General features: G+C 70.1%; 20 protein-coding genes. 13 read left to right on the top strand and 7 right to left on the bottom strand.

Going from position 1 to position 23240, the window contains the following annotated elements; all coding sequences use genetic code 11:
- Window positions 1-77 precede the first annotated feature (77 nt).
- Both ACQVBX_RS15585 and ACQVBX_RS15580 read right to left on the bottom strand, forming a co-directional pair.
- Window positions 78-788, bottom strand: coding sequence for a ComF family protein (locus ACQVBX_RS15585; protein WP_431635223.1), 711 nt, complete (start codon window positions 786-788; stop codon window positions 78-80).
- A gap of 16 nt (window positions 789-804) precedes the next feature.
- Entirely contained in the window at window positions 805-1011 is a 207-nt protein-coding gene (locus ACQVBX_RS15580) for a hypothetical protein (protein ID WP_431635222.1), read from the bottom strand.
- A 136-nt stretch (window positions 1012-1147) separates the two neighbouring features.
- Here ACQVBX_RS15580 and bioB point away from each other — a divergent pair, with 136 nt between their 5' ends.
- The 5 genes from bioB (at window position 1148) to bioC (ending at window position 6169) form a co-directional block, all read left to right on the top strand.
- Entirely contained in the window at window positions 1148-2185 is a 1038-nt protein-coding gene (gene bioB / locus ACQVBX_RS15575) for a biotin synthase BioB (protein ID WP_431635221.1), read from the top strand.
- A 376-nt stretch (window positions 2186-2561) separates the two neighbouring features.
- A complete protein-coding gene (gene bioF / locus ACQVBX_RS15570; RefSeq protein ID WP_431635220.1) occupies window positions 2562-3743 on the top strand; it encodes an 8-amino-7-oxononanoate synthase in 1182 nt (393 codons plus the stop codon).
- A 28-nt stretch (window positions 3744-3771) separates the two neighbouring features.
- Window positions 3772-4524, top strand: a complete 753-nt coding sequence (locus ACQVBX_RS15565) for a sulfurtransferase (protein WP_431635219.1) — start codon at window positions 3772-3774, stop codon at window positions 4522-4524.
- A complete protein-coding gene (bioH, locus tag ACQVBX_RS15560) occupies window positions 4521-5291 on the top strand; it encodes a pimeloyl-ACP methyl ester esterase BioH (RefSeq protein WP_431635218.1) in 771 nt (256 codons plus the stop codon). Before ACQVBX_RS15565 ends, bioH begins: the two co-directional genes overlap by 4 nt.
- Window positions 5288-6169: a malonyl-ACP O-methyltransferase BioC gene (bioC, locus tag ACQVBX_RS15555; RefSeq protein WP_431635217.1), complete on the top strand. Its 882-nt coding sequence runs from the start codon at window positions 5288-5290 to the stop codon at window positions 6167-6169. The genes bioH and bioC overlap by 4 nt, the downstream gene beginning before the upstream one ends.
- 1 nt (window position 6170) lies before the next feature.
- On the opposite strand, the gene ACQVBX_RS15550 is transcribed toward bioC, so the two are convergent.
- Complete coding sequence (locus tag ACQVBX_RS15550; protein ID WP_431635216.1) at window positions 6171-7052, bottom strand: EamA family transporter; 882 nt, start codon at window positions 7050-7052, stop codon at window positions 6171-6173.
- A gap of 257 nt (window positions 7053-7309) precedes the next feature.
- On the opposite strand from ACQVBX_RS15550, the gene ACQVBX_RS15545 reads away from it, so the two are divergent.
- Together ACQVBX_RS15545 and treF are read left to right on the top strand one after the other, a co-directional pair.
- A complete protein-coding gene (locus ACQVBX_RS15545; protein WP_431635215.1) occupies window positions 7310-8077 on the top strand; it encodes an SDR family NAD(P)-dependent oxidoreductase in 768 nt (255 codons plus the stop codon).
- The gene (gene treF / locus ACQVBX_RS15540) at window positions 8074-9678 is read left to right on the top strand and encodes an alpha,alpha-trehalase TreF (RefSeq protein ID WP_431635214.1); all 1605 of its coding nucleotides are present in this window, start codon (window positions 8074-8076) and stop codon (window positions 9676-9678) included. Before ACQVBX_RS15545 ends, treF begins: the two co-directional genes overlap by 4 nt.
- Window positions 9679-9682: 4 nt before the next feature.
- Here treF and ACQVBX_RS15535 read toward each other — a convergent pair whose 3' ends face one another.
- On the bottom strand, window positions 9683-10240 hold the full coding sequence (locus ACQVBX_RS15535) for a DNA-3-methyladenine glycosylase I (protein ID WP_431635213.1): 558 nt from the start codon (window positions 10238-10240) through the stop codon (window positions 9683-9685).
- A gap of 92 nt (window positions 10241-10332) precedes the next feature.
- Here ACQVBX_RS15535 and ACQVBX_RS15530 point away from each other — a divergent pair, with 92 nt between their 5' ends.
- Both ACQVBX_RS15530 and ACQVBX_RS15525 read left to right on the top strand, forming a co-directional pair.
- Window positions 10333-11214 (top strand): DMT family transporter, encoded by an 882-nt coding sequence (locus ACQVBX_RS15530; protein WP_431635212.1) that lies wholly within the window; start codon window positions 10333-10335, stop codon window positions 11212-11214.
- 91 nt (window positions 11215-11305) lie between these two features.
- Window positions 11306-12388, top strand: coding sequence for a sterol desaturase family protein (locus ACQVBX_RS15525; RefSeq protein WP_431635210.1), 1083 nt, complete (start codon window positions 11306-11308; stop codon window positions 12386-12388).
- Between the two features lie 10 nt (window positions 12389-12398).
- Here ACQVBX_RS15525 and ACQVBX_RS15520 read toward each other — a convergent pair whose 3' ends face one another.
- Window positions 12399-13352 carry a pyridoxal-phosphate dependent enzyme gene (locus tag ACQVBX_RS15520; RefSeq protein WP_431635209.1) on the bottom strand — a complete coding sequence of 318 codons (954 nt, stop codon included), beginning with the start codon at window positions 13350-13352 and terminating at the stop codon, window positions 12399-12401.
- Window positions 13349-14350 (bottom strand): aldose 1-epimerase, encoded by a 1002-nt coding sequence (locus ACQVBX_RS15515; RefSeq protein ID WP_431635208.1) that lies wholly within the window; start codon window positions 14348-14350, stop codon window positions 13349-13351. Before ACQVBX_RS15515 ends, ACQVBX_RS15520 begins: the two co-directional genes overlap by 4 nt.
- A gap of 65 nt (window positions 14351-14415) precedes the next feature.
- On the opposite strand from ACQVBX_RS15515, the gene pepN reads away from it, so the two are divergent.
- A complete protein-coding gene (gene pepN, locus ACQVBX_RS15510; RefSeq protein ID WP_431635207.1) occupies window positions 14416-17052 on the top strand; it encodes an aminopeptidase N in 2637 nt (878 codons plus the stop codon).
- A gap of 137 nt (window positions 17053-17189) precedes the next feature.
- On the opposite strand, the gene ACQVBX_RS15505 is transcribed toward pepN, so the two are convergent.
- Window positions 17190-17375: a hypothetical protein gene (locus tag ACQVBX_RS15505; RefSeq protein ID WP_431635206.1), complete on the bottom strand. Its 186-nt coding sequence runs from the start codon at window positions 17373-17375 to the stop codon at window positions 17190-17192.
- Window positions 17376-17967: 592 nt separating this feature from the next.
- On the opposite strand from ACQVBX_RS15505, the gene mnmG reads away from it, so the two are divergent.
- The 3 genes from mnmG to ACQVBX_RS15490 all read left to right on the top strand — a co-directional run bounded on the left by mnmG (window position 17968) and on the right by ACQVBX_RS15490 (window position 23161).
- Window positions 17968-19842, top strand: a complete 1875-nt coding sequence (gene mnmG, locus ACQVBX_RS15500) for a tRNA uridine-5-carboxymethylaminomethyl(34) synthesis enzyme MnmG (RefSeq protein ID WP_431635205.1) — start codon at window positions 17968-17970, stop codon at window positions 19840-19842.
- A gap of 59 nt (window positions 19843-19901) precedes the next feature.
- The gene (locus ACQVBX_RS15495) at window positions 19902-20672 is read left to right on the top strand and encodes an RDD family protein (protein ID WP_431635204.1); all 771 of its coding nucleotides are present in this window, start codon (window positions 19902-19904) and stop codon (window positions 20670-20672) included.
- A gap of 158 nt (window positions 20673-20830) precedes the next feature.
- Entirely contained in the window at window positions 20831-23161 is a 2331-nt protein-coding gene (locus ACQVBX_RS15490) for a Tex family protein (RefSeq protein WP_431635202.1), read from the top strand.
- Window positions 23162-23240 lie beyond the last annotated feature (79 nt).

The raw sequence follows: 23240 nt of genomic DNA, 5'->3' as shown, positions 1-23240 counted from the left end.
GGGAGAGGAGTGAGAAGTGAGAGGGGGCAGCGCGCGGCGAGCCGTGGCTTTCTCTCACCTCTCGCTTCTCGCCTCAATCATTTCCTCACTGGCGCGCGCGCCAGCGCCCACACATCCACCCGCGCCACGCCGGCACGTTTGAGCACGCGAGCGCACTCGGCCAGCGTGGCGCCCGTGGTCATCACGTCGTCCAGCACCGTCACGTGGGACGGCAGCGCGGCGCGCGGCGCGACCGCGAAGGCACCGCGCACGTTGCGGCGGCGCGATGGCGCATCCAGCTCGCTCTGTGCGGCGGTGGAATGCGTGCGCAGCAGCAGGTCGTGGCGCAGCGACACGCCGAACGCGCGGGCCAGCGGCCGGGCCAGTTCCAGCGCCTGGTTGTAGCCACGCTGGCGCAGCCGCCCGCGATGCAGCGGCACCGGCACGATCAGCGCCGGCAGCTCGATTGGCCGCGCCTCACGCTGCCACAGCGCCACCAGCGAGCGGCCGGCCGCCAGCTCGCGCGAGAACTTGAAGCGCGACTCCAGCCGGTCCAGCGGCCAGCCGTAGCGGAACGGCGACCACGCCGCCTGCCACGGCGGCGGATGGCGCTGGCAGCGTCCGCACAATGCGGCCGGTAGCGCCAGCGGCAGGGCACAACGCGCGCAGCACGAACGGTTGCGCGGCAGCTCGGCCGCGCAGTCGCGGCACAGATCCAGACCGTCGTGGCCGGCATCGCCGCACAGCAGGCAGCGCAGCGGCAGCAGCCAGTGGCCGATGGCACTGAGGCGGGAGCGGAGCGCATCCATGCGCGGGATCGCGGGGTCAGTTCGCGGGCTTGAACAGCGCCGCGTCGAGGATCGACCACAGGTGGATGATCCAGCCCAGCAGGAACCACCACAGCACCGCGGCCAGCACGAACATCACGATCGCCTTGAGCAGGCGCCCCTGCACCAGCTGGCCCAGGCCGGGGATGAAGAAGCTGCACACCGCGGCGATCACGTTGCCGCTACTGCCTTGTCCTGCACTCATGCGTGATGACTCCTGATAGATCGCTCGATGGTAGCGAACCCGCGGCCCGCGCTCGTCAACCATACGCCAAAGCATCGAGTTGACACTCCTGAAAGCGGCTCCCACACTCGCGCCCTGCTTGGAGGAGTCCCCACCCATGACCGCACCCGCCCTGCGCCACGACTGGACGCGCGAGGAAGTCGCCGCGCTGTTCGCGCTGCCGTTCAACGAACTGCTGCACCGCGCACACAGCGTGCACCGCGAGCATCACGACCCCAACGCGGTGCAGGTGTCGACCCTGCTCTCGATCAAGACCGGCGGCTGCCCCGAGGACTGCGCCTACTGCCCGCAGGCGGCGCGCTACAGCACGGGCGTGCAGGCGGAGAAATTGATGAGCGTGGACGCCGTCCTCGCCCGCGCGCAGGCCGCCAAGGCCGCCGGCGCCAGCCGCTTCTGCATGGGCGCCGCGTGGCGCAGCCCGAAAGACCGTGACGTGGCCAAGGTCGCCGAGATCGTCTCCGCGGTGAAGGGCCTGGGCCTGGAGACCTGCGCCACGCTGGGCATGCTCAGCGGCGAGCAGGCCGCCACGCTGAAGCAGGCCGGGCTGGACTACTACAACCACAACCTCGACACCGCGCCGGAGTTCTACGGCGAGATCATCCACACCCGCGAGTACCAGGACCGCCTCGACACGCTGGAACACGTGCGCGAAGTCGGCCTGAAGACCTGCTGCGGCGGCATCGTCGGCATGGGCGAGACCCGCAGCCAGCGCGCCGGCCTGCTGCAGACCCTGGCCAACCTGCCCGAGCACCCGCAGTCGGTGCCGATCAACCAGCTGGTGCAGGTGGAAGGCACGCCGCTGCACGGCACCGAGGCGCTGGACCCGTTCGAGTTCGTGCGCACGATCGCCGTGGCCCGATTGCTGATGCCGGCCTCGATGGTGCGGCTGTCGGCCGGCCGCCAGCAGATGGACGACGCGGTGCAGGCGCTGTGCTTCTTCGCCGGCGCCAACTCGATCTTCTACGGCGAAAAGCTGCTGACCACCGGCAACCCGGACGTGGAGCACGACCGCGCGCTGTTCCGCCGGCTCGACCTGCACGCGCTGGAAGTGGTGGAAGAATCCGGCACCGTGCACGCCGACATCCTGGAAACCGAAGCGGCCAGCTGCGGCCAGGGCTGCGGTTGCGCCGCCTGACGTCTCCGCGCCGCGGCTCACGGGCTCCCTCTCCCCTGAGCCCTGCTCGGGGGAGAGGGTTGGGGTGAGAGGGCCGCTCGCCGGTTCGAATTGATGAACGATCACAAGCCAAAGCCCCCCTCTCCCCGACCCTCTCCCCCGGCCATGCCGGGGGAGAGGGAGCACAGCGGAGCCTGGCCATGCAGACATCCAGACGCGCGGTGGCTATCGCCCCCCTCTCCCCTGAGCTCCGCTCGGGGGAGAGGGTTGGGGTGAGGGGGCCGCTTGTCGGTTCGAATTGATGAACGATCACAAGCCAAAGCTCCCCCTCTCCCCGACCCTCTCCCCCGGCGACGCCGGGGGAGAGGGAGCAGAGCGGCCAAGCCTGCTTCAACGTTTGGCCATCCAGACGTCCGAACGTGAGCGCGCCTCGCTGCTTCGCCGCTCTCGCACCGTAGACCACGCCGACGGCCCCTGGCTGGAAGTCGACGGCCGTCGTCTGCTCGGCTTCTGCAGCAACGACTACCTCGGGCTCGCCCAGCATCCGCAGCTGATCGCCGCGTTCAAGCGCGTGGCCGACGATGAGGGCGTGGGCAGCACGTCGGCGCACCTGGTGTGCGGCCATCGCCGCGAACACGCGATGCTGGAGGAGGCGCTGGCCGAGTGGACCGGCCGCGAACGCGCGCTGCTGTTCTCCACCGGCTACGCCGCCAATCTGGGCGCGCTGCAGGCGCTGCTCGGCGGGGTCGAAGGTGCGGTCTGTGTGCAGGACAAACTCAACCACGCCTGCCTGATCGACGGCGCACAGCTGGCCGGGGCCGAGCTCAAGCGCTATCCGCATACCGACGTGGACGGCGCCGCGCGCCAGCTGCGCAGCCGTCCGCAGGCGCCGACCCTGCTCGCCACCGACGGCGTGTTCAGCATGGATGGTGACGTGGCGCCGCTGCGCGAACTGGCGACACTCGCTGCGAATGAAGGCGCCACGTTGATGGTCGACGACGCGCACGGCCTGGGCGTGCTGGGCGAGCGCGGCGCCGGCAGCGTGATGGCCGCCGGACTGTCGACGCGCGAAGTGCCGGTGCTGATGGCCACGCTGGGCAAGGCGCTGGGTTGCGCCGGGGCCTTCGTGGCCGGCTCGGCCGCGCTGATCGAGGGGCTGACCCAGTTCGCCCGGCCGTTCGTGTACTCCACGGCAATGCCGCCCGCGCTGGCCGCCGCCGCGCTGGCCGCCGTGCAGATCGCCCGTGAAGACGACGCGCGACGCGAGAAGCTCGCCGCCCTGATCGCCCGGTTCCGCCGCGGAGCCAAGGAACTCGGCTTGCCATTGATGACATCGGACACACCGATCCAGCCGCTGCTGCTGGGCGATGCCGATACGGCGCTGGCAGCCGCCCTGCGGCTGGAAACGCAGGGCCTGCTGGTGACCGCGATCCGCCCACCGACTGTGCCCGCGGGCCAGGCGCGGCTACGCATTACGCTGAGCGCAGCGCACGAGGAGGAACACGTCGATCGCCTGCTCGACGCGCTGGCCGCGCTGCGGCTACCCGCCGCCGGGGCGATGCGGACCGGCCCGCTATAATCGGCGGCTCCGCGCCCCGACCTTCCCCATGTCGATCGTCAATCTCTCCGCCTACCGCTTCGTCAGCCTGGACGACCTGCCCGCGCTGCGCGAGCGCGTGCTGTCGCGCTGCGAGGCGCTGGCCCTGAAGGGCACGATCCTGCTGGCGCCGGAGGGCATCAACCTGTTTCTGGCCGGCCCGCGCGAAGCGGTGGACGCGTTCATGCACTGGCTGCGCGAGGACCCGCGCTTCGCCGGGCTGGAAGCGAAGGAGTCGCTCTCGACCGACGCGCCGTTCGGCCGCATGCGCGTGCGGCTGAAGAAGGAAATCATCACCATGCGCCAGCCGGTAATCCGCCCCGAGGCCGGCCGCGCGCCGGCGGTGGATGCCGCCACGCTGCAGCGCTGGCTCGATCAGGGTCACGACGATGACGGCCGCGAGGTGGTGCTGCTCGATACGCGCAACGATTACGAAACCGACGCCGGCAAGTTTCCGCAGGCGGTCGACTACCGCCTGAGCCGATTCACCGAGTTCCCCGACGCGATCGCCGCCGACCGCGACCGCTACGCCGGCAAGACCGTGGTGTCGTACTGCACCGGCGGCATCCGCTGCGAGAAAGCCGCGCTGCATATGCAGGCGCTGGGGATGGAGCGCGTGTTCCAGCTCGAAGGCGGTGTCCTCAAGTACTTCGAGGAAACCGGCGGCGCGCACTGGCAGGGCGACTGCTTCGTGTTCGACGAGCGCGGCGCAGTGGACCCTACGCTCGCCCCCGCTCCGCTTTCGGACGACACCGCAGCATGAGCCTGTACATCGAGACCCACGGCAACGGCCCGGTGCCGCTGGTGCTGCTGCACGGCTGGGCGATGCACGGCGGCGTGTTCGCGCCGCTGGTGGACGCCTTGCTCGAGCAATGCACGCTGTACGTGGTGGACCTGCCCGGCCACGGGCGCTCGCGCGACTGCGGCCTGCCGCTGGAGCCGGTCGCGATCGCCCGCGCCGTCGCCGAACGCGTGCCGCCAGCGGTATGGCTGGGCTGGTCGATGGGCGGGCTGGTGGCGCTGGCCGCGGCGCGCGAGACGACGATTCCCACCCGCGGGCTGGCGATGCTCTGCGCCACGCCGAAGTTCGTGCGCGGCGAAGACTGGCCGCAGGGCAGCGACGCTGGTCTGGTCCGCCTGCTCGCCACCGATCTGGAAACCGACTACCACGCCACGCTGGAGCGCTTCCTCGCGCTGGAGGCGATGGGCAGCACCGATCCGCGCGCCGAGCTGCGCCACCTGCGCGAGCTGGTGTTCGCCTACGGCGAGCCGGACCTGCGCGTGCTGCAGGAAGGCATCGCGCTGCTGGAAAACACCGACTGGCGCGACATGCTGGCCACGCTGTGTCTGCCCAACGCCTGGATCGCCGGCCGCCGCGACCGGCTGGTGCACCCCGATGCGATGCGCTGGTCTGCCGCGCGCGCGCAGGGCGACTTCCACGAGATCGCGCACGCCGGCCACGCGCCGTTCCTGGGCCACGTCGACGCCATGGTCGACGCGCTGCGGCCACTGCTGGAGACGGTTCGATGAGCGAGTTCCACCTCGACCGCGCGCGCGTGCAGCGCAACTTCGCCCGCGCCGCGCAGACCTACGAGCAGCACGACGCCCTGCAGCGCGAGGTGCAGCAGTCGCTGCTGGAACGTCTGGACTTCTATCTGGAATCGCCCGCGCGCGTGCTCGACGTGGGCGCCGGCACCGGCCGCGGCACGGCGCTGCTGAAAAAGCGCTACCCCAAGGCCGAGGTGATCGCGGTCGACCTCGCCCTGCCGATGCTGCAGATGGCGAAGAAGCACAGCGCGTGGCTGAAGCCGTTCCAGCGCGTGTGCGCCGAGGCCACCCACCTGCCCTTCCCCGACCACAGCGTGGACGTGCTGCATTCGAGCCTGTGCTTCCAGTGGGTCGACGACCTCACCGCGCTGTTCAACGAGTGCGCGCGCGTGCTCAAGCCCGGCGGACTGCTGGTGTTCTCCACCTTCGGCCCGGACACGCTGAAGGAGCTGCGCGCCGCCTGGGCCAGCGCCGACCAGCAGTCGCACGTGAGCCGTTTCCTCGACATGCACGACGTGGGCGACGCGCTGATCGCCGCGGGCCTGCGCGACCCGGTGCTGGACGTGGACCGCTACACGCTCACCTACAGCTCGCCGACGATGCTGCTGAAGGAGCTCAAGGGCCTTGGCGCCACCCACGCCGATACCGCGCGCGAACGCCACCTCACCGGCAAGGCGCACTACCAGCGCATGCTCGCCGCGTACGAGACCATGCGCGTGGATGGGCGCATACCCGCCACCTGGGAAGTGGTCACCGCGCATGCGTGGGGCCCGCCGCCGGGGCAGTCGCGCCGCGGCCGCGACGGCGGCGAGATCGCCAGCTTCTCGGTCGACAGCCTGCGCGGCTCGCGTCGACGCTGAGTCAGTTCGCCAGCGGCTCCGCCACCGGCGCCCGCGCGGTGTAGGCAGTGCCGGTGGAAGCGACCATGATCGCCACCACCGCTGTCCATTGCCGCGGTCCCAGTTGCTCGCCGAGGAAGGCCGCGCCGGCCAGCGCCGCGATCGCCGGCTCCAGGCTCAGCAGCACGCTGAAATGGCGCGCCGACAGTCGGGTCAGGGCGATCATCTCCAGCGAGTAAGGCAAGGCCGAGCTCAGCACGGCCACACCCAGTCCCAGCGCCAGCAGCGCCGGCGAAAGCAGCGCGGCGCCCGCGTGCACCGCGCCCACCGGCACGGCCAGCAACGCGCCGATCGCGATACCCCAGGTCACCGCGTCGCCGCCGTAGGCGGCACCGGCGCGCTGGCCGAACAGGATGTACAGCGCCCAGCCGACGCCGGCCGCGAGGGCGTAGGCCACGCCCACCGGATCGAGTGCGTGCTCCTGTCGATGCAGCGGCAACAGCAGCGCCAGCCCGATCACCACCAGCACGACCCACGCCACGTCCAGCAGGCGACGCGAACCGAACAGCGCGATCGCTAGCGGCCCGGTGAATTCCAGCGCCACCGCGATGCCCAGCGGAATCGTGCGCAGCGCCATGTAGAACACCAGGTTCATCGCGCCCATCGCCAGGCCGTAACCCCACAGCACGCGCCAGTCGCGGCCACCGCGCCAGCGCCGCCAGGGCCGGCGCAGCACCAGCAGCACCAACGCGCCCAGGCCTAGCCGGAAGGCGGTGGCGCCCTGCGCACCGACCAGCGGGAACAGTCGCTCCGCCAGCGCCGCACCGCACTGATAGGACGCCATGGCGATCAGTAACGCGGCGATCGCCAGCCACAGCGGCGGCTGATGGGAGTTCGGGGACATGGGCAGCCACACGGGGGCGGGATGCGCATGGTGTCAGCTTCGCGACGGCTCGCCCATGCCCCGCCGTGCAGGCTGCTGACGGCGGATGGCAGCAGCCTGCTGCGAGCCGCTCCAGGTGGCCGCCATCCGGGTATCCGAAGCACTCGGAGGGGTAGCCCGGCGCGGGTTCTTGCGCCGTCATCGCCCACCCTGCTGCCGTGCTCTTCACGGCCGACCCCGCATGCTCGTTCGTCGAACGAGGCGACCCAGGAGCGAGCATGCGACTACAGGACAAGGTGGCACTGGTCACCGGCAGCGGCCAGGGCATCGGCCGGGCAATCGCCGTGCGGCTGGCGCAGGACGGGGCGCGGGTAGTCGTCGAGGACCGGGACAACACTCCCGCCGCCGAGCAAACGCTGGCCCTGGTGCGCGAAGCAGGCAGCGATGGCTGCGTGCTCAGCGGCGACATCGCCGACGCCGCCGCGGATCGGCGGGTGATCGCCCAGGCGGTGCAGGCGATGGGCCGGGTGGACATCCTCGTCAACAACGCCGGCATCGAGCGGCGCGCGCCGTTCGCCGAGGTGACCGAAGCGGACTACGACGCGGTGCTGAGCGTGAACCTGCGCGGCGCGTTCTTCGTCACCCAGGCCTTCGTGCGTCACGTGGCCGAGCGCGGCGACGGCGGCGTGGTGGTGAACGTGAGCTCGGTGCACGAGGAGCTGCCGTTCCCGCACTTCGCCAGCTACGCCGCCAGCAAGGGCGGGCTGAAGATGTTGATGCGCGACCTGGCGATCGAGCTGGCGCCGCTGGGCATCCGCGTCAACAACATCGCGCCGGGCGCGATCCAGACGCCGATCAACGCCGCGCTGATGGCGCAGCCGGAAAAACTCGCCGCGCTGATGGGCAACATCCCGCTCAAGCGGCTGGGCACGCCCGAAGACGTGGCCAACGCCGCGGCGTTCCTGGTCAGCGACGAGGCCGCCTACATCACCGGCACCACGCTGTACGTCGACGGCGGGCTGCTGTGGAACTACGCCGAACAATGACGGTAGCCAACGCCCACTCCCGCGACCCCGCCGAGCGCGTGGCCAGCGTGCCCGCGGCCGATACGCTGACCCCGGCCGACCGTTACCAGGAGCTGTTCGAGGCGGTGCAGCGCGCGCGGGTGTTCGACGACGGCAAGACCTTCGTCGACTGCATCCCGCGCCAGTCGCCGCAGCGCATCCTCGACGCCTACCGCGCCCAGCAGCATCGCGACGGTTTCGACCTGGCCGACTTCGTGCACGCCCATTTCAGGGAGGAGAAGGCTCCCACCAGCCACTACACCTCCGATCCCAACCAGTCGCTCAAGGCGCACATCGACGGCCTGTGGGACGTGCTCACGCGGCGGCCGCACGAGCACCCCGCCAGCAGCTCGATCCTGCCGCTGCCCAACGACTACGTGGTGCCTGGCGGACGCTTCCGCGAGATCTACTACTGGGATTCGTACTTCACCATGCTCGGCCTGGTCGAAAGCGGCCGGCGCGACTTGCTCGCCGCGATGGCCGACAACTTCGCCTGGCTGATCGACCACTACGGCCACGTGCCCAACGGCAACCGCAGCTACTACCTCAGCCGCTCGCAGCCGCCGGTGTTCTCGCTGATGGTGGAGCTGTTCGAGCAGCACGGCCTGTGCCAGGCACTGAAATACCTGCCGCAGCTGCGCAGCGAATACGCGTGGTGGATGGACGGCGCCGAGGCGCTGCGTCCCGGCGACGTGCACCGCCACTGCGTGCGGCTGGAAGACGGCAGCGTGCTCAACCGCTACTGGGACGATCGCGATACGCCGCGCGAGGAGTCGTTCCTGGAAGACGAGACCACCGCTTCGCGCAGCAGCCGTCCGGCGCACGAGGTCTACCGCGACCTGCGCGCTGCGGCGGCCTCCGGCTGGGACTTCAGCGCGCGCTGGTGCGACCGCGCCGACGACCTGGCCACCACGCGCACCACGGCGATCCTGCCGGTGGACCTCAACAGCCTGCTGTTCGCCGCCGAGCAACAGCTGGCCCGGCTTTGCGAAGCCGCCGGCCTGCGCGAGGAAGCGGCCGACTTCGCGCACCGCGCGCAGGCGCGCCGTGCGGCCATGCTGCGCTGGATGTGGAACGAACCGCTGGGCGCCTTCGTCGACCTCGACTGGCAGCGCGGCAACCCGCGCGAGCTGCTCACCGCGGCGACCACCGCGCCGCTGTTCGCCGGCCTGGTGGATGACGACGCGCGGGCCGCCCGGGTCGCCGCCACCGTGCGCGACCGCCTGCTGGCGCACGGCGGCATGGCCACCAGCGAGGTGCGCAGCGGCCAGCAGTGGGACCAGCCCAACGGCTGGGCACCGCTGCAGTGGCTGGCGATCAAGGGCTTCGCCCGCTGCGGACAACTGCCCTTGGCGCGCGACATCGCGCGGCGCTGGCTGCACACCGTGGGCAGCCTGTACGAGCGCGAAAGCAAGCTGGTGGAGAAGTACGTGCTCCACCACGACGGCGACGGCGCGCACGGCGGTGGCGGCGGCGAGTATCCGCTGCAGGACGGCTTCGGCTGGACCAACGGGGTGACCCGTCGCCTGCTGCACGACGATCCCGACCACCCCGCGCAGCACGCCTGCGCGGGCACGCGCTGAAGGCTCAGCGCGCGCCGTGGCGGAAGCAGTCGACCGTGTGGTCGTCGACCATGCCGGTAGCCTGCATGAAGGCGTAGCAGATGGTGCTGCCGACGAAGCGGAAGCCGCGCTTCTTCAGGGTCTTGCTCATGCGGTCCGAGTGCGCGGTGGTGGCGGGCACCTGCGATTTGTCGGTCCACGCGTTGCGGATCGGCTTGCCGTCGACGAACGACCACAGCCACGCATCCAGGCTGCCGTGCTCGGCGATCACTGCCTGCGACGCGCGCGCGTTGTCGCGCACGGATGAGATCTTGAGGCGGTTGCGGATGATGCCGGCATCCAGCATCAGCGCATCGAGCTCGGCGTCGCTCATCACCGCCACGCGGTCGATCGCAAAACCGTGGAACACCTCGCGGTAGCGCTCGCGCTTGGCCAGCACGGTGCGCCAGGAGAGGCCCGCCTGCGCGCCTTCCAGGCAGAGAAACTCGAACAGCGCGCGATCGTCGTGCAGCGGCGTGCCCCACTCGTGATCGTGGTAGGCGCACATCATGGGGTCCTGACCGGCCCAGTGGCAGCGTTGCATGAAAATCTCCGGTGACAGCGGAGCTGCAATCTAGCGCAAGCGCATCGCCCTGGCCTCGCTAGACTGACGCATTGCCCGAGGCCCTCACCCGCATGTCGAACGACACTTCCCGCCGTGGCGCCGTTGCCGCCCTGCTCGCCACGCTGGTGCTGTGGGCGTACAGCTGGGTGGTGATGAAACAGGCGCTGGCCTATGCCGGCCCGTTCGACTTCGCCGCGCTGCGCTACCTGCTGGGCGCGGGCGTGCTGTTCCTGGCGTTGGCGGTGACGCGCCAGCGCATCGCGCCGCCGCCGCTGGCCGCCACCGCACTGATCGGCCTGTGCCAGACCGCGGCTTTCCAGGGACTGGAGCAGTGGGCGCTGGTCGACGGCGGCGCCGGCCACGTGGCATTGCTGGCCTACACCATGCCGTTCTGGGCGGTGCTGCTGGCGTGGCCGCTGCTGTCGGATCGGCCCACGCGGCGCCAGTGGACGGGCACCGCATTGGCGGCGATCGGCCTGGTGTTCATCCTGGAACCCTGGCGTGGGCTGGGCAGTCCGCTGAGCACCGCGCTGGCGATCGCCGGGGGCATCGCGTGGGCGGCCGGCACGGTGCTGAGCAAGCGGCTGTTCCAGCGCCATGCGGTGGCGCCGCTCAACCTCACGGCCTGGCAGATGCTGTTCGGTGGACTGGCGCTGGGCGCCGTCGCGCTGGTGGTGCCTCAGAAGCCGATGGTGTGGAACCACGCGTTGATCGGTGCGCTGATCTACAGCGTGGTGTTCGCCTCCAGCCTGGCGTGGTGGCTGTGGCTGATCGTGCTGCAGCGGCTGCCGACGGCGGTGGCCAGTCTGGCCAGCCTCGGCGTGCCGGTGCTGGCGGTACTGCTGGCCTGGGCGATCACCCACGAGCAGCCCTCGCCGATGGAGGGCGTGGGCATCGTGTTCGTGCTGCTGGGGCTGGCGGCGGTGAGCGGCTTGCGCCTGCGGCGGCGCTGAGGCGATCGCCTGGCACTTTCCGCTCGACGAAACCCGCCGGAAAGGCACGACGACGACGCTGACGGGTGGATTCCCGCCGGTGCTGCTCCCGATGCCCTCCCTTGCGCACGCATGGACCGCCCTGGTCGACGCCTTTTCCCGGCACGGCGTGCTGCCGCTGCTGCAATGGCTGCATATCGACCGGCTCGCCGGCGACCCGCGCGAGATCGCCGAATCATTGATGATCGCGATGGTGCAGGTGGCGATCATTGCCTGCCTGTTCCGCCCGCTGGAGACGTTCTGGCCGGCCGAACGCTGGAGTGACCGCAAGCTGACCCGGGTCGATTTCCAGTACACGCTGTGGATGCTGATCGGAATCTTCCCGCTGTTTTCCTACCTGGTGCTGACGCCGATCGCCAATTATTTCGGCGGCGTATCGAGCGGCCCGGACACCTCCAGCCGCGACTCGATCCTCGGCATCACCCACTGGTTCCCCGTGCTGGATCACCACCCGCTGGCACTGTTCCTCGTCTACTACGTGATCTACGACCTGGTGTACTACACCATGCACCGCGTGCAGCACGCGCTGCCGTGGTGGTGGGCGCTGCACTCGATGCACCACAGCACGCGGCAGATGAGCTGCTGGACCAATGACCGCGGCAGCCTGGTGGACGGTTTCATCCAGTCGATGATCCTGGCCGTGGTCGGCCTGGCAATCGGCGTGGCGCCGACCGACTTCGCCTGGCTGATGCTGGCGGGCGAGCTGGTGCAGAATTTCTCGCATACCAACACGCGGCTGAACTTCGGCCCGATATTTGGACGGCTATTCGTCGACCCCACCTTCCACCGCCTGCATCACATGCGCGTGGACCCTACCCGGCCGAATCTGCACAACTGCAACTACGGTCAGGTGTTCTCGATCTGGGACGTGCTGTTCGGCACCGCGCTGTACGGCGAGCCGATCCGCCCCACCGGCGTGGGCGACCCGATCGTCGATGCGGACAACGAGCACGGCCTAGTCGGCCTGCACTGGGCCGCGTTCAAGCGTTTCTGGGGTGCGGTGCGCACGCTGGACGGATGGAAGCCCGGCGAAGTGTCGTTCGGACCGGGCTACCGGCCGGTGCCGGTCCAGCACACCGAAGCGTCTCCCGCCGCGGACCTGCTGCCGCAAGTCCAGGTGGACGGCACGAATTGACCGCACGCGCTCACCAGGGCAGCGCGTCCAGATCCACGTTGCCGCCGGTGATCACCAGCGCGATGCGCTGGCCGGCGAAACGATCGCGCGCCTTCAGCACCGCCGCCAGCACCGTGGCCGAGGAGACTTCGACCACCAGCTTCAGCTCGCGCCAGATCAGCCGCATTGCGGCGATGGTTTCCGCGTCGGAGACGGTGATCACGGATACCACGTGCTCGCGCAGCGCGTGCAGGTTAGGCCTGCCCACCAGGGCGCGCAGGCCATCGCAGAGCGTGTCGGGGACGACGCCCTCGACCCGGTCGTCGGCCGCGAGCGAGCGCGCAGCATCGTCGGCGCCGGCCGGCTCGGCGGCGAACAGCGGCAGGCCGGGGCGCAGCGCGTGGGCGGCGATCGCCACGCCCGCGGCCAGCCCGCCGCCGCCCACCGGCGTGATCAGCGCATCCAGCGCTAGCACCTGGGTAAGCAGCTCCAGCGCGATCGTGCCCTGCCCGGCCATCACCCGCGCGTCGGCGTACGGATGCACCAGCACGGCGCCGGTGTCGCGCTGCACCTGCTCGGCCATCGCCTCACGCGCGGCCTGGGTCGGTGCACAGCGGTGCAGCACGGCGCCGGCCCGCGCGATCAGCTCCAGCTTGGCCTGCACCGCACCCTCGGGCACCACCACGTGGGCGGCGATGCCGCGCGTGGCCGCGGCCAGCGCCAGCGCGCTGCCGTGGTTGCCGGACGAATGGGTGACCACGCCGCGGCTCGCGTCGGCATCGTCCAGCGACCACACCGCGTTGCAGGCACCGCGGAATTTGAAGGCGCCACCGCGCTGCAGGTTCTCGCATTTGAAGTGCAGCTGCGCGCCGGCCAGCGCGTCCAGCGCGTCGCTGCGCAGCACCGGCGTGACCATGGCGTAGGGGGCGATGCGGGCAGCGGCATCGCGAATGGTTTCGAGCGTGGGAAGCGCGGGCTGGTTCATGCGGTTTCGAACTCCACGCCGCAGCGGAAGCGGCGTTCGGCGCCGGGCGCGAGGCGAATGGCGTCGGCGCAGTCGGCACGGTTGAAGGCATCGGCCAAGCTTTCCATCGGCTCCAGCGCCAGCGAGCGGCGCACGTCGCGGCTGACCGTGTCGGCGGTAAACGCCAGCATCACGCCGCGCTCTTGCCACAGCGCCAGGCCCAGGCCGCTGGCCGGGTCGCGCAGCCGGCTGCGCTGCCGGCCGTCGGCATCGGGCGCGAGATCGGCAAACGCGTGATTGAGCTTCAGCGCGCCCACCGCGCGCGGCGCGCGGAAATCGAGCGGCGGCTCACGGTCGACCGGCACCTGCGCCGCCGCACCGGCCAGGGGGATGTACTGCGCGTCGGTGGCGATCACCGTGCGCGCCGGTACCTGCAGCTTCCACGAGCCCATTGGCGTATCGCCAAGGCGGAAATACGGATGCCAGCCGAAGAAGCACGGCGCGGCGCAGTCGCCGACGTTGCGCATGGTCACCTCCAGACCGAGGCCGCGCGCGTCGAGCCGATAGCGGATTGTCAGTGCGATCGCGAAGGGGTAGCCCGGGTGCGCATCGGCGGCAATCGTGGTGGCGAACGTCGCTTCGGCGGCCTCGTCGTCTGCGGTGAGCGACTGCAGCTCGAAATCGACACCGCGCACGAAACCGTGGCGGGCGGCACGCTCGGCCTCCGGCACGCCGGGCTGCAGGTCGTGGTCGGCACCATCGAAGCGGTAACGCGCATCGGCGATGCGGTTGGCAAACGGCGCCATCACCGCGAAGCGCGAGCTCGGCCGCGCCTCCAGTTCCGCCGCGTCGCGGTAGCCGTCGGCCAGCTCGACCCGGCTGCCGTGGTGGTGCACCTGGATCGACAGCACCGTGGCGCCGCGGTGGGCGATGCGCACGCGGCGATCGCGTGCGGCGTCGTGCAATACCACCAGCGCGTGCGCGCCCCATGCGTCGCGGGCAACCTCGAACGGCGACATCGACGTGATCCTGGCCACAAGGCCCGCCATGTTAGCCTGATCGGCCCCACCCCAGCCGTCCCGCCATGTCCGCACGTCCCGACACTTCCGCCGCCCCGATCCACCTACGCGACTACGCGCCGCCCGCCTGGCGCGTGGAGTCGATCGAGCTCGGTTTCGAGCTCGGCATCGACAGCACCGAGGTCACCGCCCAACTGCACCTGCGCGGCGACGCCAACGCCCCGTTGCGGCTCGACGGCGAAGGCCTGGAACTGCTCGCGATCGCATTGGACGGCCAGCCGCTGGAGGCCGGCGCCTGGCGCTACGCCGACGGCGTCCTGGAAGTGGACGGCGCGCGCGACGGCAGCGTGCTGAGCACGCGCGTGCGCATTCATCCGGCCACCAACACGGCGCTGGAAGGCTTGTATCTTTCCGGCAGCCGCGAGGCGGGGTTCCTGCTCACCCAGTGCGAGGCGGAAGGCTTCCGCCACATCACCTTCTTCCCCGATCGCCCCGACGTGCTCACCCGCTACACGGTGACCCTGCAGGCCGAGCGCGCGCGCTTTCCCGTGCTGCTGGCCGGCGGCAATCCGGACGGCGCCGGCGAGCTGCCGGATGGTCGCCACTGGGCGCGCTTCGTCGATCCGCATCCCAAGCCCTGCTACCTGTTCGCGCTGGTCGCCGGACGGCTGGAGAAGATCGAGCGCGACTACCGCACCGGCGAAGGCCGCGCGGTGAAGCTGGTGATCTGGTCCGAAGCGAACGTGATCGACAGCTGCCACTACGCGATGGATGCGCTGGAACGCTGCATGCGCTGGGACGAGCAGGTCTACGGGCGTTACTACGACCTGGACGTGTTCCACGTCGTCGCCACGCACGATTTCAACATGGGCGCGATGGAGAACAAGGGTCTCAACATCTTCAACGCGAAGTACCTGCTGGCCGACCCGGACACCACCACCGACGACGAATACAAGGCGGTGGAGGCAGTAGTGGCGCACGAGTACTTCCACAACTGGAGCGGCAACCGCGTCACCTGCCGCGACTGGTTCCAGCTGTCGCTGAAGGAAGGGCTCACGGTGTTCCGCGAGCAGCAGTTCTCCGCCGATATGAACTCGGCCGCGCTCAAACGCATCGAGGACGTGGCCCTGCTGCGCCGCGCGCAGTTCCCCGAGGATGCCGGCCCGCTGGCGCACCCGGTGCGCCCCGCCGAGTACCGCGAGATCAACAACTTCTACACCGCCACCGTTTACGAGAAGGGCTCGGAGCTGGTGCGCATGCTCGCCGGCAAGCTGGGGGCGGACGGCTTCCGCCGCGGCATGGATCGCTACTTCGAGCGCAACGACGGCCGTGCCGCCACGATCGAGGATTTCCTCGCCGCGCTGGGCGACGCCAACGACCTCGACCTGACGCCGTATCTCGCCTGGTACAGCCAGGCCGGCACGCCGCGTCTGCGCGCCCGCGGACAGTTCGATGCCGCCGCCCGCCGCTACACGCTGAGCCTGTCGCAGCACACGCCGGCCACCGCCGGCCAGCCCGAGAAGCAGCCGCTGCCGATCCCGGTGAAGTTGGCCCTGTTCGACCGCAACGGCCGCATGCTGCCGCTGCGGATGGACGGCCAAACGGAAGCGCACGAAACGGTGGTGGTGCTCGACCAGGCCGAGCGCGATTTCACCTTCGAACAGGTCGAGCACGCGCCCGTGCCGTCGCTGCTGCGAGGCTTTTCGGCCCCGGTGATCCTGGACTGCGACTACGCCCCGGCCGACCTCGCCCTGCTGCTGACCCACGATCCGGATGGCTTCAACCGCTGGGAAGCCGGCCAGCAACTGGCCGTGCTGGCGTTCGACGATTGCCGGCGCGACGGGCAGACGGCCGTGCAGGCCTGGTGCGGCGCGCTGGCCCAGCTGTTTGCCGACCCTGCGCTCGACCCCGCCCTGCTGGCCGACCTGCTCACGCCGCCGGGCGAGGTGGAGCTGGCTGAGCGCGAGCAGGAGGTGGACCCGGCGCAGATCCACGCCCTGCGCCAGCGCCTGCAGACGCAGCTCGGCACGACGATCGGCGCGGCCACCCTGGCGCAACGCCTGGCGGCGCTCGATGTTGCCGGCCCGCTGCGGCTGGACGCGGTCGCCAAGGCCCAGCGCCGGCTCAAGCGGCGGGTGCTGGAATTGCTCGCCCTGGTCGATGCCCCCGCGGCCCAAGCCCATGCCGACGCGCAGTACCGCCAGGCGCATGGCATGACCGATCGCCTCGCGGCGCTCTCGGTGCTGGTGCGCACGGAGGCGGACGCGGCCACCGCGGCGCTGGCCGATTTCCGCCGTCGCCATGCGGACAACCCGCTGGCGCTGGACAAGTGGTTTGCCGTGCAGGCGCAGGTGCCGGGCGAGCGCGCGCTCGAACGCGTGCGCGCGCTCGAGAGCGACCCCGCGTTCACGCTCAAGAATCCCAACCGCGCCCGCGCCCTGCTGGGCACGTTCGCCAGCGGCAATCCCAGCGGCTTCCACCGCGCCGATGGCGCCGGCTACGCGCTGCTGGCCGAGCGCCTGGTGGCGCTCGACGCGCTCAACCCTCAGGTCGCCGCCCGCGTCGCTACCGCCTTCAACGGCTGGCAGCGACTGGAGCCGATGCGGCGCGAGGCCGCCAGGCAGGTGCTGGCGGGCCTGGCCGCGCGGCCGGAGCTGTCGCGGAACCTGGCGGAAATCGTGGCGGGCGTGCTGAAGAGTTGATCGTGTCGCTGGGCGGGAACGCTTGCCGTCCCTCGCGGGCCTTCGGCGCGGCGGAGTAGAGCGCTACTCCACGCCGTACCGAAGGCTGCCGTACCGAACGTTGGCCGTACCGAGTGCCGGTACTGCCCGATACTGCTTCAGGCGCTGAGCTGGTGCAGCTGTTCGAGCAGACGGTGGCGACGCGACTCCAGGCGCGGACGAAGCGTGCTGCGCTCGCGCTCGCTGCGGCGCTCCAGTTGCTCCATCGCCATCTCGACGCGGCCGATCTCCATCCACAGGTCGTGCTGTTGATAGACCGGCTCGAAGTTGAAGTTCAGATCCATGATGCGTACCCCCTCAGGTGTTGCGTTTGACCCGACAGGGGGAATGCATTCGCCGTGCCAACAATGTGACGTGGATCACAGGTCAAACGTGCGCTTGCCACCGGAACTGACGCATCGCGTCAGGTGCTGCCGCGACGAGGCCAAAACGGCCATTTCAGTCACACCGGGTTCACGCGTGCGAGTCAATCATCGGCTCCACGTCATCGACGTTCTAGGTCGCCCGCACCGTCCGATTTTTCGGTTTCTGGCGTCCGGCAACACGGTCATCCTGGATTCCCCCTGTTCCTGAGACCGCCGGACGCCAGATCTCTTAAAACGAAGCCCCGCGCCAACCGGCGCGGGGCTTTGTCTTTACGGACCCCGTAAAGGGAGACGGCGCCCGAAGGCGCCGTCAATGCTTCCTTTCCCGGCACGCGGCGGAACCCCTGTCGTTCCGTCTCGGCGCGCATCGACTGCGCAGCGTCTGCCCGTGAAAAGTGCGTGAGAAATTGTGCACGAATCGTGCCAGGCATTTCCAAACAGGCGCACCGCCTGACGCCGACTTACCATATCGCCCAACCACGTCCACTTTTGGACCAAGCAGGTCAGTTCCATGCGTCACCCGACACCCTACGACGTCATCGTGGTCGGCGGCGGCCACGCCGGCACCGAAGCGGCGCTTGCCGCCGCCCGTACAGGCGCGCGCACGCTGCTGCTCAGCCACAACATCGAGACGATCGGCCAGATGAGCTGCAACCCGGCGATCGGCGGCATCGGCAAGGGGCACCTGGTGAAGGAGATCGACGCGCTGGGCGGCGCCATGGCCCGCGCCGCCGACCGCGCCGGCATCCAGTGGCGCACGCTCAACGCCTCGAAGGGACCGGCCGTACGCGCCACCCGCTGCCAGGCAGACCGCACCTTATATAAGGCGGCGATCCGTCGGATCGTCGAGACCCAGCCGAACCTGGAGCTGTTCCAGCAGGCGGTGGACGACCTGATCATCGAGGGTGGCCGGATCACCGGCGTGGTCACCCAGATGGGCGTGAGTTTCCATGCCCCGGCGGTGGTGCTCACTGCCGGCACGTTCCTGGCCGGCAAGATCCACATCGGCCCGGCCCAATATGCCGGCGGTCGGGCCGGCGACCCGCCCGCCACCACCCTGGCGCAGCGCCTGCGCGAGCTGCCGGTGGCCGCCGATCGCCTGAAGACCGGCACGCCGCCCCGTATCGACCTGCGCAGCATCGACTTCAGCGGTCTGGAAGAGCAGCCCGGCGACGATCCGGCGCCCGTGTTCTCCTACCTGGGCGCGCGCGAGGAGCACCCGCGCCAGGTCAGCTGCTGGATCACCCATACCTCCGAGCACACCCACGAACTGATCCGCGGCGCGCTGGACCGCTCGCCGCTGTACAGCGGCCAGATCGAGGGCACCGGTCCGCGCTACTGCCCGTCAATCGAGGACAAGGTGGTGCGCTTCGCCGAGAAGGGTTCGCACCAGGTGTTCATCGAACCGGAGGGGCTGGACACCTTCGAGATCTATCCCAACGGCATCTCCACCTCGCTGCCGTTCGACGTGCAGCTGGCGCTGGTGCGCTCGATCAAGGGCTTCGAGCGCGCGCACATCACTCGCCCCGGTTACGCCATCGAATACGACTACTTCGATCCGCGCGGCCTGCAGCCGTGGCTGGAGACCAAGGCGATCGGCGGGCTGTACTTCGCCGGCCAGATCAATGGCACCACCGGCTACGAGGAAGCCGGCGCGCAGGGCCTGATCGCCGGCCTCAACGCGGCGCTGGCGGTACAGGGCAAGGCGCCGTGGTACCCGCGCCGCGACGAGGCCTACATCGGCGTGCTGATCGACGACCTCACCAGCAACGGCACCATCGAGCCGTACCGCATGTTCACCTCGCGCGCGGAGTACCGGCTGCACCTGCGCGAGGACAACGCCGACCTGCGCCTCACCGAAACCGGCCACGCCCTGGGCGTGGTGCCGACCGAACGCTTCGACGCCCTGCGCGCCAAGCGCGAGGCGGTGGAGCGCGAGACCCAGCGCCTAGGCGCGCTGTGGGCCGCGCCGAACAACGCGCTGGGCGCGGCGATCGAGCGGCACCTCGGCATTGCGGTGAGCCGCGAGACCAACGCGCTGGATCTGCTGCGCCGGCCCGAGCTCGATTACGCCCGGCTCGCCTCGGTGCCCGAACTGGGGCCCGCCGTCGAACACGAACACGTCGCCGCCCAGGTGGAAGTGCAGACCAAGTACGCCGGCTACCTGGAACGCCAGCGCGAGGAGATCGAGCGGGCGCGTCGCCACGAGCACACCGCCATTCCGGCGGGCTTCGACTACGACAAGGTGCGCGGCCTGTCCGCCGAGGTGCTGCTCAAGCTCAAGCGCGTGCAGCCGGCCACGCTGGGCCAGGCGGCGCGCATCAGCGGTGTCACGCCGGCAGCGATCTCGCTGCTGCTGGTGCATCTCAAGCGACGCGCCGCCTGACGCCGTCACGCGTCGTGGCATCATGCCGCTTTGCCATCGACGCACGAGGATCACCCGGCATGGATATCTGGATCGGCCGCAACGGCGAACGCCATGGCCCGTACAAGGAAGCGGACGTGCGCCAGTGGCTGCGCAGCGGCGAGGTGGCCGGCGACGACCTGGGCTGGCATGACGGCCTGGCCGACTGGCAGCCGCTGTCGACGCTGTTTCCCGAAGAGCTGAACCGGCCGGCAGCCACCACACCGCCACCGATGGCGGCCGCGCCGTTGCCCCCGACCACCACGGTGGCGCTGGAGAACTACGCCGGCTTTTGGAAGCGCTTCCTCGCCTACATCATCGATGCGCTGGTGCTGTACATCCCGAACAAACTGATCATGGACGCGATGGGCGCCGAAGCGGCGCAGGCGCGTCTCAGCGACGCCATGCAGGCTGCGGCTGGCAATGTGCAGGCAGCGCTGGCCGCCTACAGCCAGTTCTATTCGGAGATCGGCAACGCCACGCTGGTGACCGGCCTGCTCGCCTGGCTGTATTTCGCGCTGTGCGAGAGCTCGGCCTGGCAGGGCACGCTGGGCAAGCTGGCGCTCGGCATCCGGGTCACCGACCTGCATGGCGCGCGCATCAGCCTGCCGCGCGCGCTGGGCCGTTATCCGGCCAAGTTTCTGAGCGTGTTCACGCTGGGCTTCGGCTTCCTCATGGCCGGCTGGACGCGCCGCAAGCAGGCGCTGCACGACATGGTGGTCAGCACCCTGGTCCTGAACGGGCGGGCCACGGAATTCCAGCGATCGGATACGCCGCAGCAGCGCGGTACGCCCGGCCGCTTCGACGCCTGATCGCGCGCCCTGCGCCCCCTGCGACGCCGCGGCCTTGTCCGCGGCGTTTTTCTTTGCGGCGCGGCGCGCCAGGCCGGTGCGGGCCACTTGCTATGATCGCCCGCTTGTTTCGTTCGTCGGCGCGCCGCGCCATAGCCCCAAGGAAGTCACGCTCGACCATGCTCAGCATCGAACAACGCATTGCCCAGGACATCGCCGCCAAGCCCGACCAGGTGCGCGCGGCCGTGGATCTGCTCGACGGCGGCGCCACCGTGCCGTTCATCGCGCGCTACCGCAAGGAGGCCACCGGCGGCCTTGACGACACCCAGCTGCGCCTGCTCGAAGAGCGCCTGCGCTACCTGCGCGAGCTGGAAGACCGTCGCGCGGCGGTGCTGGCCAGCATCGAGGAACAGGGCAAGCTCACCGACGCGCTGAAGGGCGACATCCTCGCCGCCGACACCAAGGCACGGCTGGAAGATCTCTACCTGCCGTACAAGCCCAAGCGCCGCACCAAGGCGCAGATCGCCCGCGAAGCGGGCCTGGAGCCGCTGGCGCTGGGCTTGCGCGAGGATCCCACCCGCGACCTGGAAACCTTCGCCGCCGATTTCGTCGACGCGGACAAGGGCGTGGCCGACGTGCGCGCCGCGCTCGATGGCGCGCGCGCGATCCTGATGGAAGCCATTGCCGAGGACGCCACGCTGGTCGGCGAGCTGCGCGACTGGCTGTGGGACAGGGGCCAGATCCGCGCCAGGGTGGTCGAGGGCAAGGAAAACGAAGGCGCCAAGTTCCGCGACTATTTCGACCACGTCGAGCCGATCGGCAAGATCCCCTCGCACCGCCTGCTGGCGCTGATGCGCGCGCGCAACGAGGGCGTGATCGAGCTGGAACTCATCCCCGCGCTGGATGCCGAGCAGGGCCACGCCGAAGGCGAGGGCCGCGTGGCCGCGCATGCCGGCATCCTCGATCGCGGCCGCGCCGCCGACGCCTGGCTGCGCGAGACGGTGCGCCTGACCTGGCGCGTGAAGCTGCACCTGCACCTCACGCTCGATCTTTTCGGCCGCGTGCGCGAAGGCGCCGAGGACGAGGCGATCCGCGTGTTCGGCGACAACCTCAAGGACCTGATGCTGGCCGCGCCGGCGGGCGCCAAGACGGTGATGGGCCTGGATCCAGGCATCCGCACCGGCGTGAAGGTGGCTGTGGTCGACCCCACCGGCAAGCTGCTGGCCACCGACACCATCTATCCGCACGAGCCGCGTCGGCAATGGAACGAGTCGCTGGCCGCGCTGGCCCGGCTGTGCCAGAAGCACGGCGTCGACCTGATCGCGATCGGCAACGGCACCGCCTCGCGCGAGACCGACAAGCTGGCCGGCGAAATGATCAAGGGGCTGGCCAAGAGTCACCCCGAGCACAAGCTCTCCAAGGTGGTGGTGAGCGAGGCCGGTGCGTCGGTGTACTCGGCCTCCGAGACCGCCGCCAAGGAATTTCCGGAGCTGGACGTGAGCCTGCGCGGCGCCGTCTCCATCGCGCGCCGCCTGCAGGATCCGCTGGCCGAGCTGGTGAAGATCGAACCCAAGGCGATCGGCGTCGGCCAGTACCAGCACGACGTGAACCAGGTGAAGCTGGCGCGCGCGCTGGACGCCCGCGTGGAGGACTGCGTGAACGCGGTCGGCGTGGACGTGAACACCGCCTCGGCCGCCCTGCTCTCGCGCGTGGCCGGCCTGACCGCCTCGGTCGCCGAGAACGTGGTCAAGCACCGCGACGCCAACGGCCCGTTCGCCAACCGCAAGGCGCTGCTGAAGGTGCCGCGCCTCGGCGACAAGGCATACGAGCAGTGCGCCGGCTTCCTGCGCGTGCCCAACGGCGACAACCCGCTGGACGCCAGTGCGGTGCACCCGGAGGCTTACCCGGTGGTCGAGCGGATCATCGCCCAGTGCGGCCGCGAGGTACGCAACATCATCGGCGACACCGGCTTCCTGCGCGGCCTCAAGGCCGAACAGTTCACCGACGAGCAGTTCGGCGTGCCGACCGTGCGCGACATCCTCAAGGAACTGGAAAAGCCCGGCCGCGACCCGCGCCCCGAGTTCGTCGCGCCGAGCTTCGCCGAGGGCGTGGAGGACGTGAAGGACCTGCGCCCCGGCATGATCCTCGAAGGCCGCGTCACCAACGTCGCCGCGTTCGGCGCGTTCGTCGACATCGGCGTGCACCAGGACGGTCTGGTCCACGTCTCGGCGCTGTCGCACACCTTCGTCAAGGACCCGCGCGACGCGGTGAAGGCCGGCGACATCGTCAAGGTCAAGGTGATGGAGGTGGACCTGCCGCGCCAGCGCATCGGTCTCTCCATGCGGCTGGACGACGAGCCGGGGCAGAGCCGCGCGCGGCCGGCCGCGGGTGGCGGTGAGCCACGCCGCGACAACCGCGGGCCGCGTCCCGGTGGCGGCGCGCCCAAGCCCAGCGCCCCGCCAGCGAACAGCGCTTTCGCCGACGCCCTGCTGCGCGCCAAGCAGCGCTGAAAGGGTCCTGCCGGAGCGCTTGCGCCGTTGCGATGCAACGCAGCATGCGCTCCGGTATGGAGTGGATTACCGTAACTCG

Origin of the sequence: Dyella thailandensis (assembly GCF_050749815.1) — a bacterium.
Classification (GTDB): domain Bacteria; phylum Pseudomonadota; class Gammaproteobacteria; order Xanthomonadales; family Rhodanobacteraceae; genus Dyella_A.
This window is presented reverse-complemented; position numbering and strand designations above follow the sequence as displayed.

Coding starts and splice junctions, on each gene's coding strand:
- ACQVBX_RS15520 (WP_431635209.1), bottom strand. CDS start 13,352: ATGAACCAGCCCGCGCTTCCCACGCTCGAAACCATTCGCGATGCCGCT.
- ACQVBX_RS15565 (WP_431635219.1), top strand. CDS start 3,772: ATGTCGATCGTCAATCTCTCCGCCTACCGCTTCGTCAGCCTGGACGAC.
- ACQVBX_RS15535 (WP_431635213.1), bottom strand. CDS start 10,240: ATGCAACGCTGCCACTGGGCCGGTCAGGACCCCATGATGTGCGCCTAC.
- ACQVBX_RS15495 (WP_431635204.1), top strand. CDS start 19,902: ATGGATATCTGGATCGGCCGCAACGGCGAACGCCATGGCCCGTACAAG.
- pepN (WP_431635207.1), top strand. CDS start 14,416: ATGTCCGCACGTCCCGACACTTCCGCCGCCCCGATCCACCTACGCGAC.
- ACQVBX_RS15550 (WP_431635216.1), bottom strand. CDS start 7,052: ATGTCCCCGAACTCCCATCAGCCGCCGCTGTGGCTGGCGATCGCCGCG.
- ACQVBX_RS15585 (WP_431635223.1), bottom strand. CDS start 788: ATGGATGCGCTCCGCTCCCGCCTCAGTGCCATCGGCCACTGGCTGCTG.
- ACQVBX_RS15580 (WP_431635222.1), bottom strand. CDS start 1,011: ATGAGTGCAGGACAAGGCAGTAGCGGCAACGTGATCGCCGCGGTGTGC.
- ACQVBX_RS15525 (WP_431635210.1), top strand. CDS start 11,306: ATGCCCTCCCTTGCGCACGCATGGACCGCCCTGGTCGACGCCTTTTCC.
- bioH (WP_431635218.1), top strand. CDS start 4,521: ATGAGCCTGTACATCGAGACCCACGGCAACGGCCCGGTGCCGCTGGTG.
- ACQVBX_RS15490 (WP_431635202.1), top strand. CDS start 20,831: ATGCTCAGCATCGAACAACGCATTGCCCAGGACATCGCCGCCAAGCCC.
- ACQVBX_RS15505 (WP_431635206.1), bottom strand. CDS start 17,375: ATGGATCTGAACTTCAACTTCGAGCCGGTCTATCAACAGCACGACCTG.
- bioC (WP_431635217.1), top strand. CDS start 5,288: ATGAGCGAGTTCCACCTCGACCGCGCGCGCGTGCAGCGCAACTTCGCC.
- ACQVBX_RS15530 (WP_431635212.1), top strand. CDS start 10,333: ATGTCGAACGACACTTCCCGCCGTGGCGCCGTTGCCGCCCTGCTCGCC.
- ACQVBX_RS15545 (WP_431635215.1), top strand. CDS start 7,310: ATGCGACTACAGGACAAGGTGGCACTGGTCACCGGCAGCGGCCAGGGC.
- mnmG (WP_431635205.1), top strand. CDS start 17,968: ATGCGTCACCCGACACCCTACGACGTCATCGTGGTCGGCGGCGGCCAC.
- treF (WP_431635214.1), top strand. CDS start 8,074: ATGACGGTAGCCAACGCCCACTCCCGCGACCCCGCCGAGCGCGTGGCC.
- bioB (WP_431635221.1), top strand. CDS start 1,148: ATGACCGCACCCGCCCTGCGCCACGACTGGACGCGCGAGGAAGTCGCC.
- ACQVBX_RS15515 (WP_431635208.1), bottom strand. CDS start 14,350: ATGTCGCCGTTCGAGGTTGCCCGCGACGCATGGGGCGCGCACGCGCTG.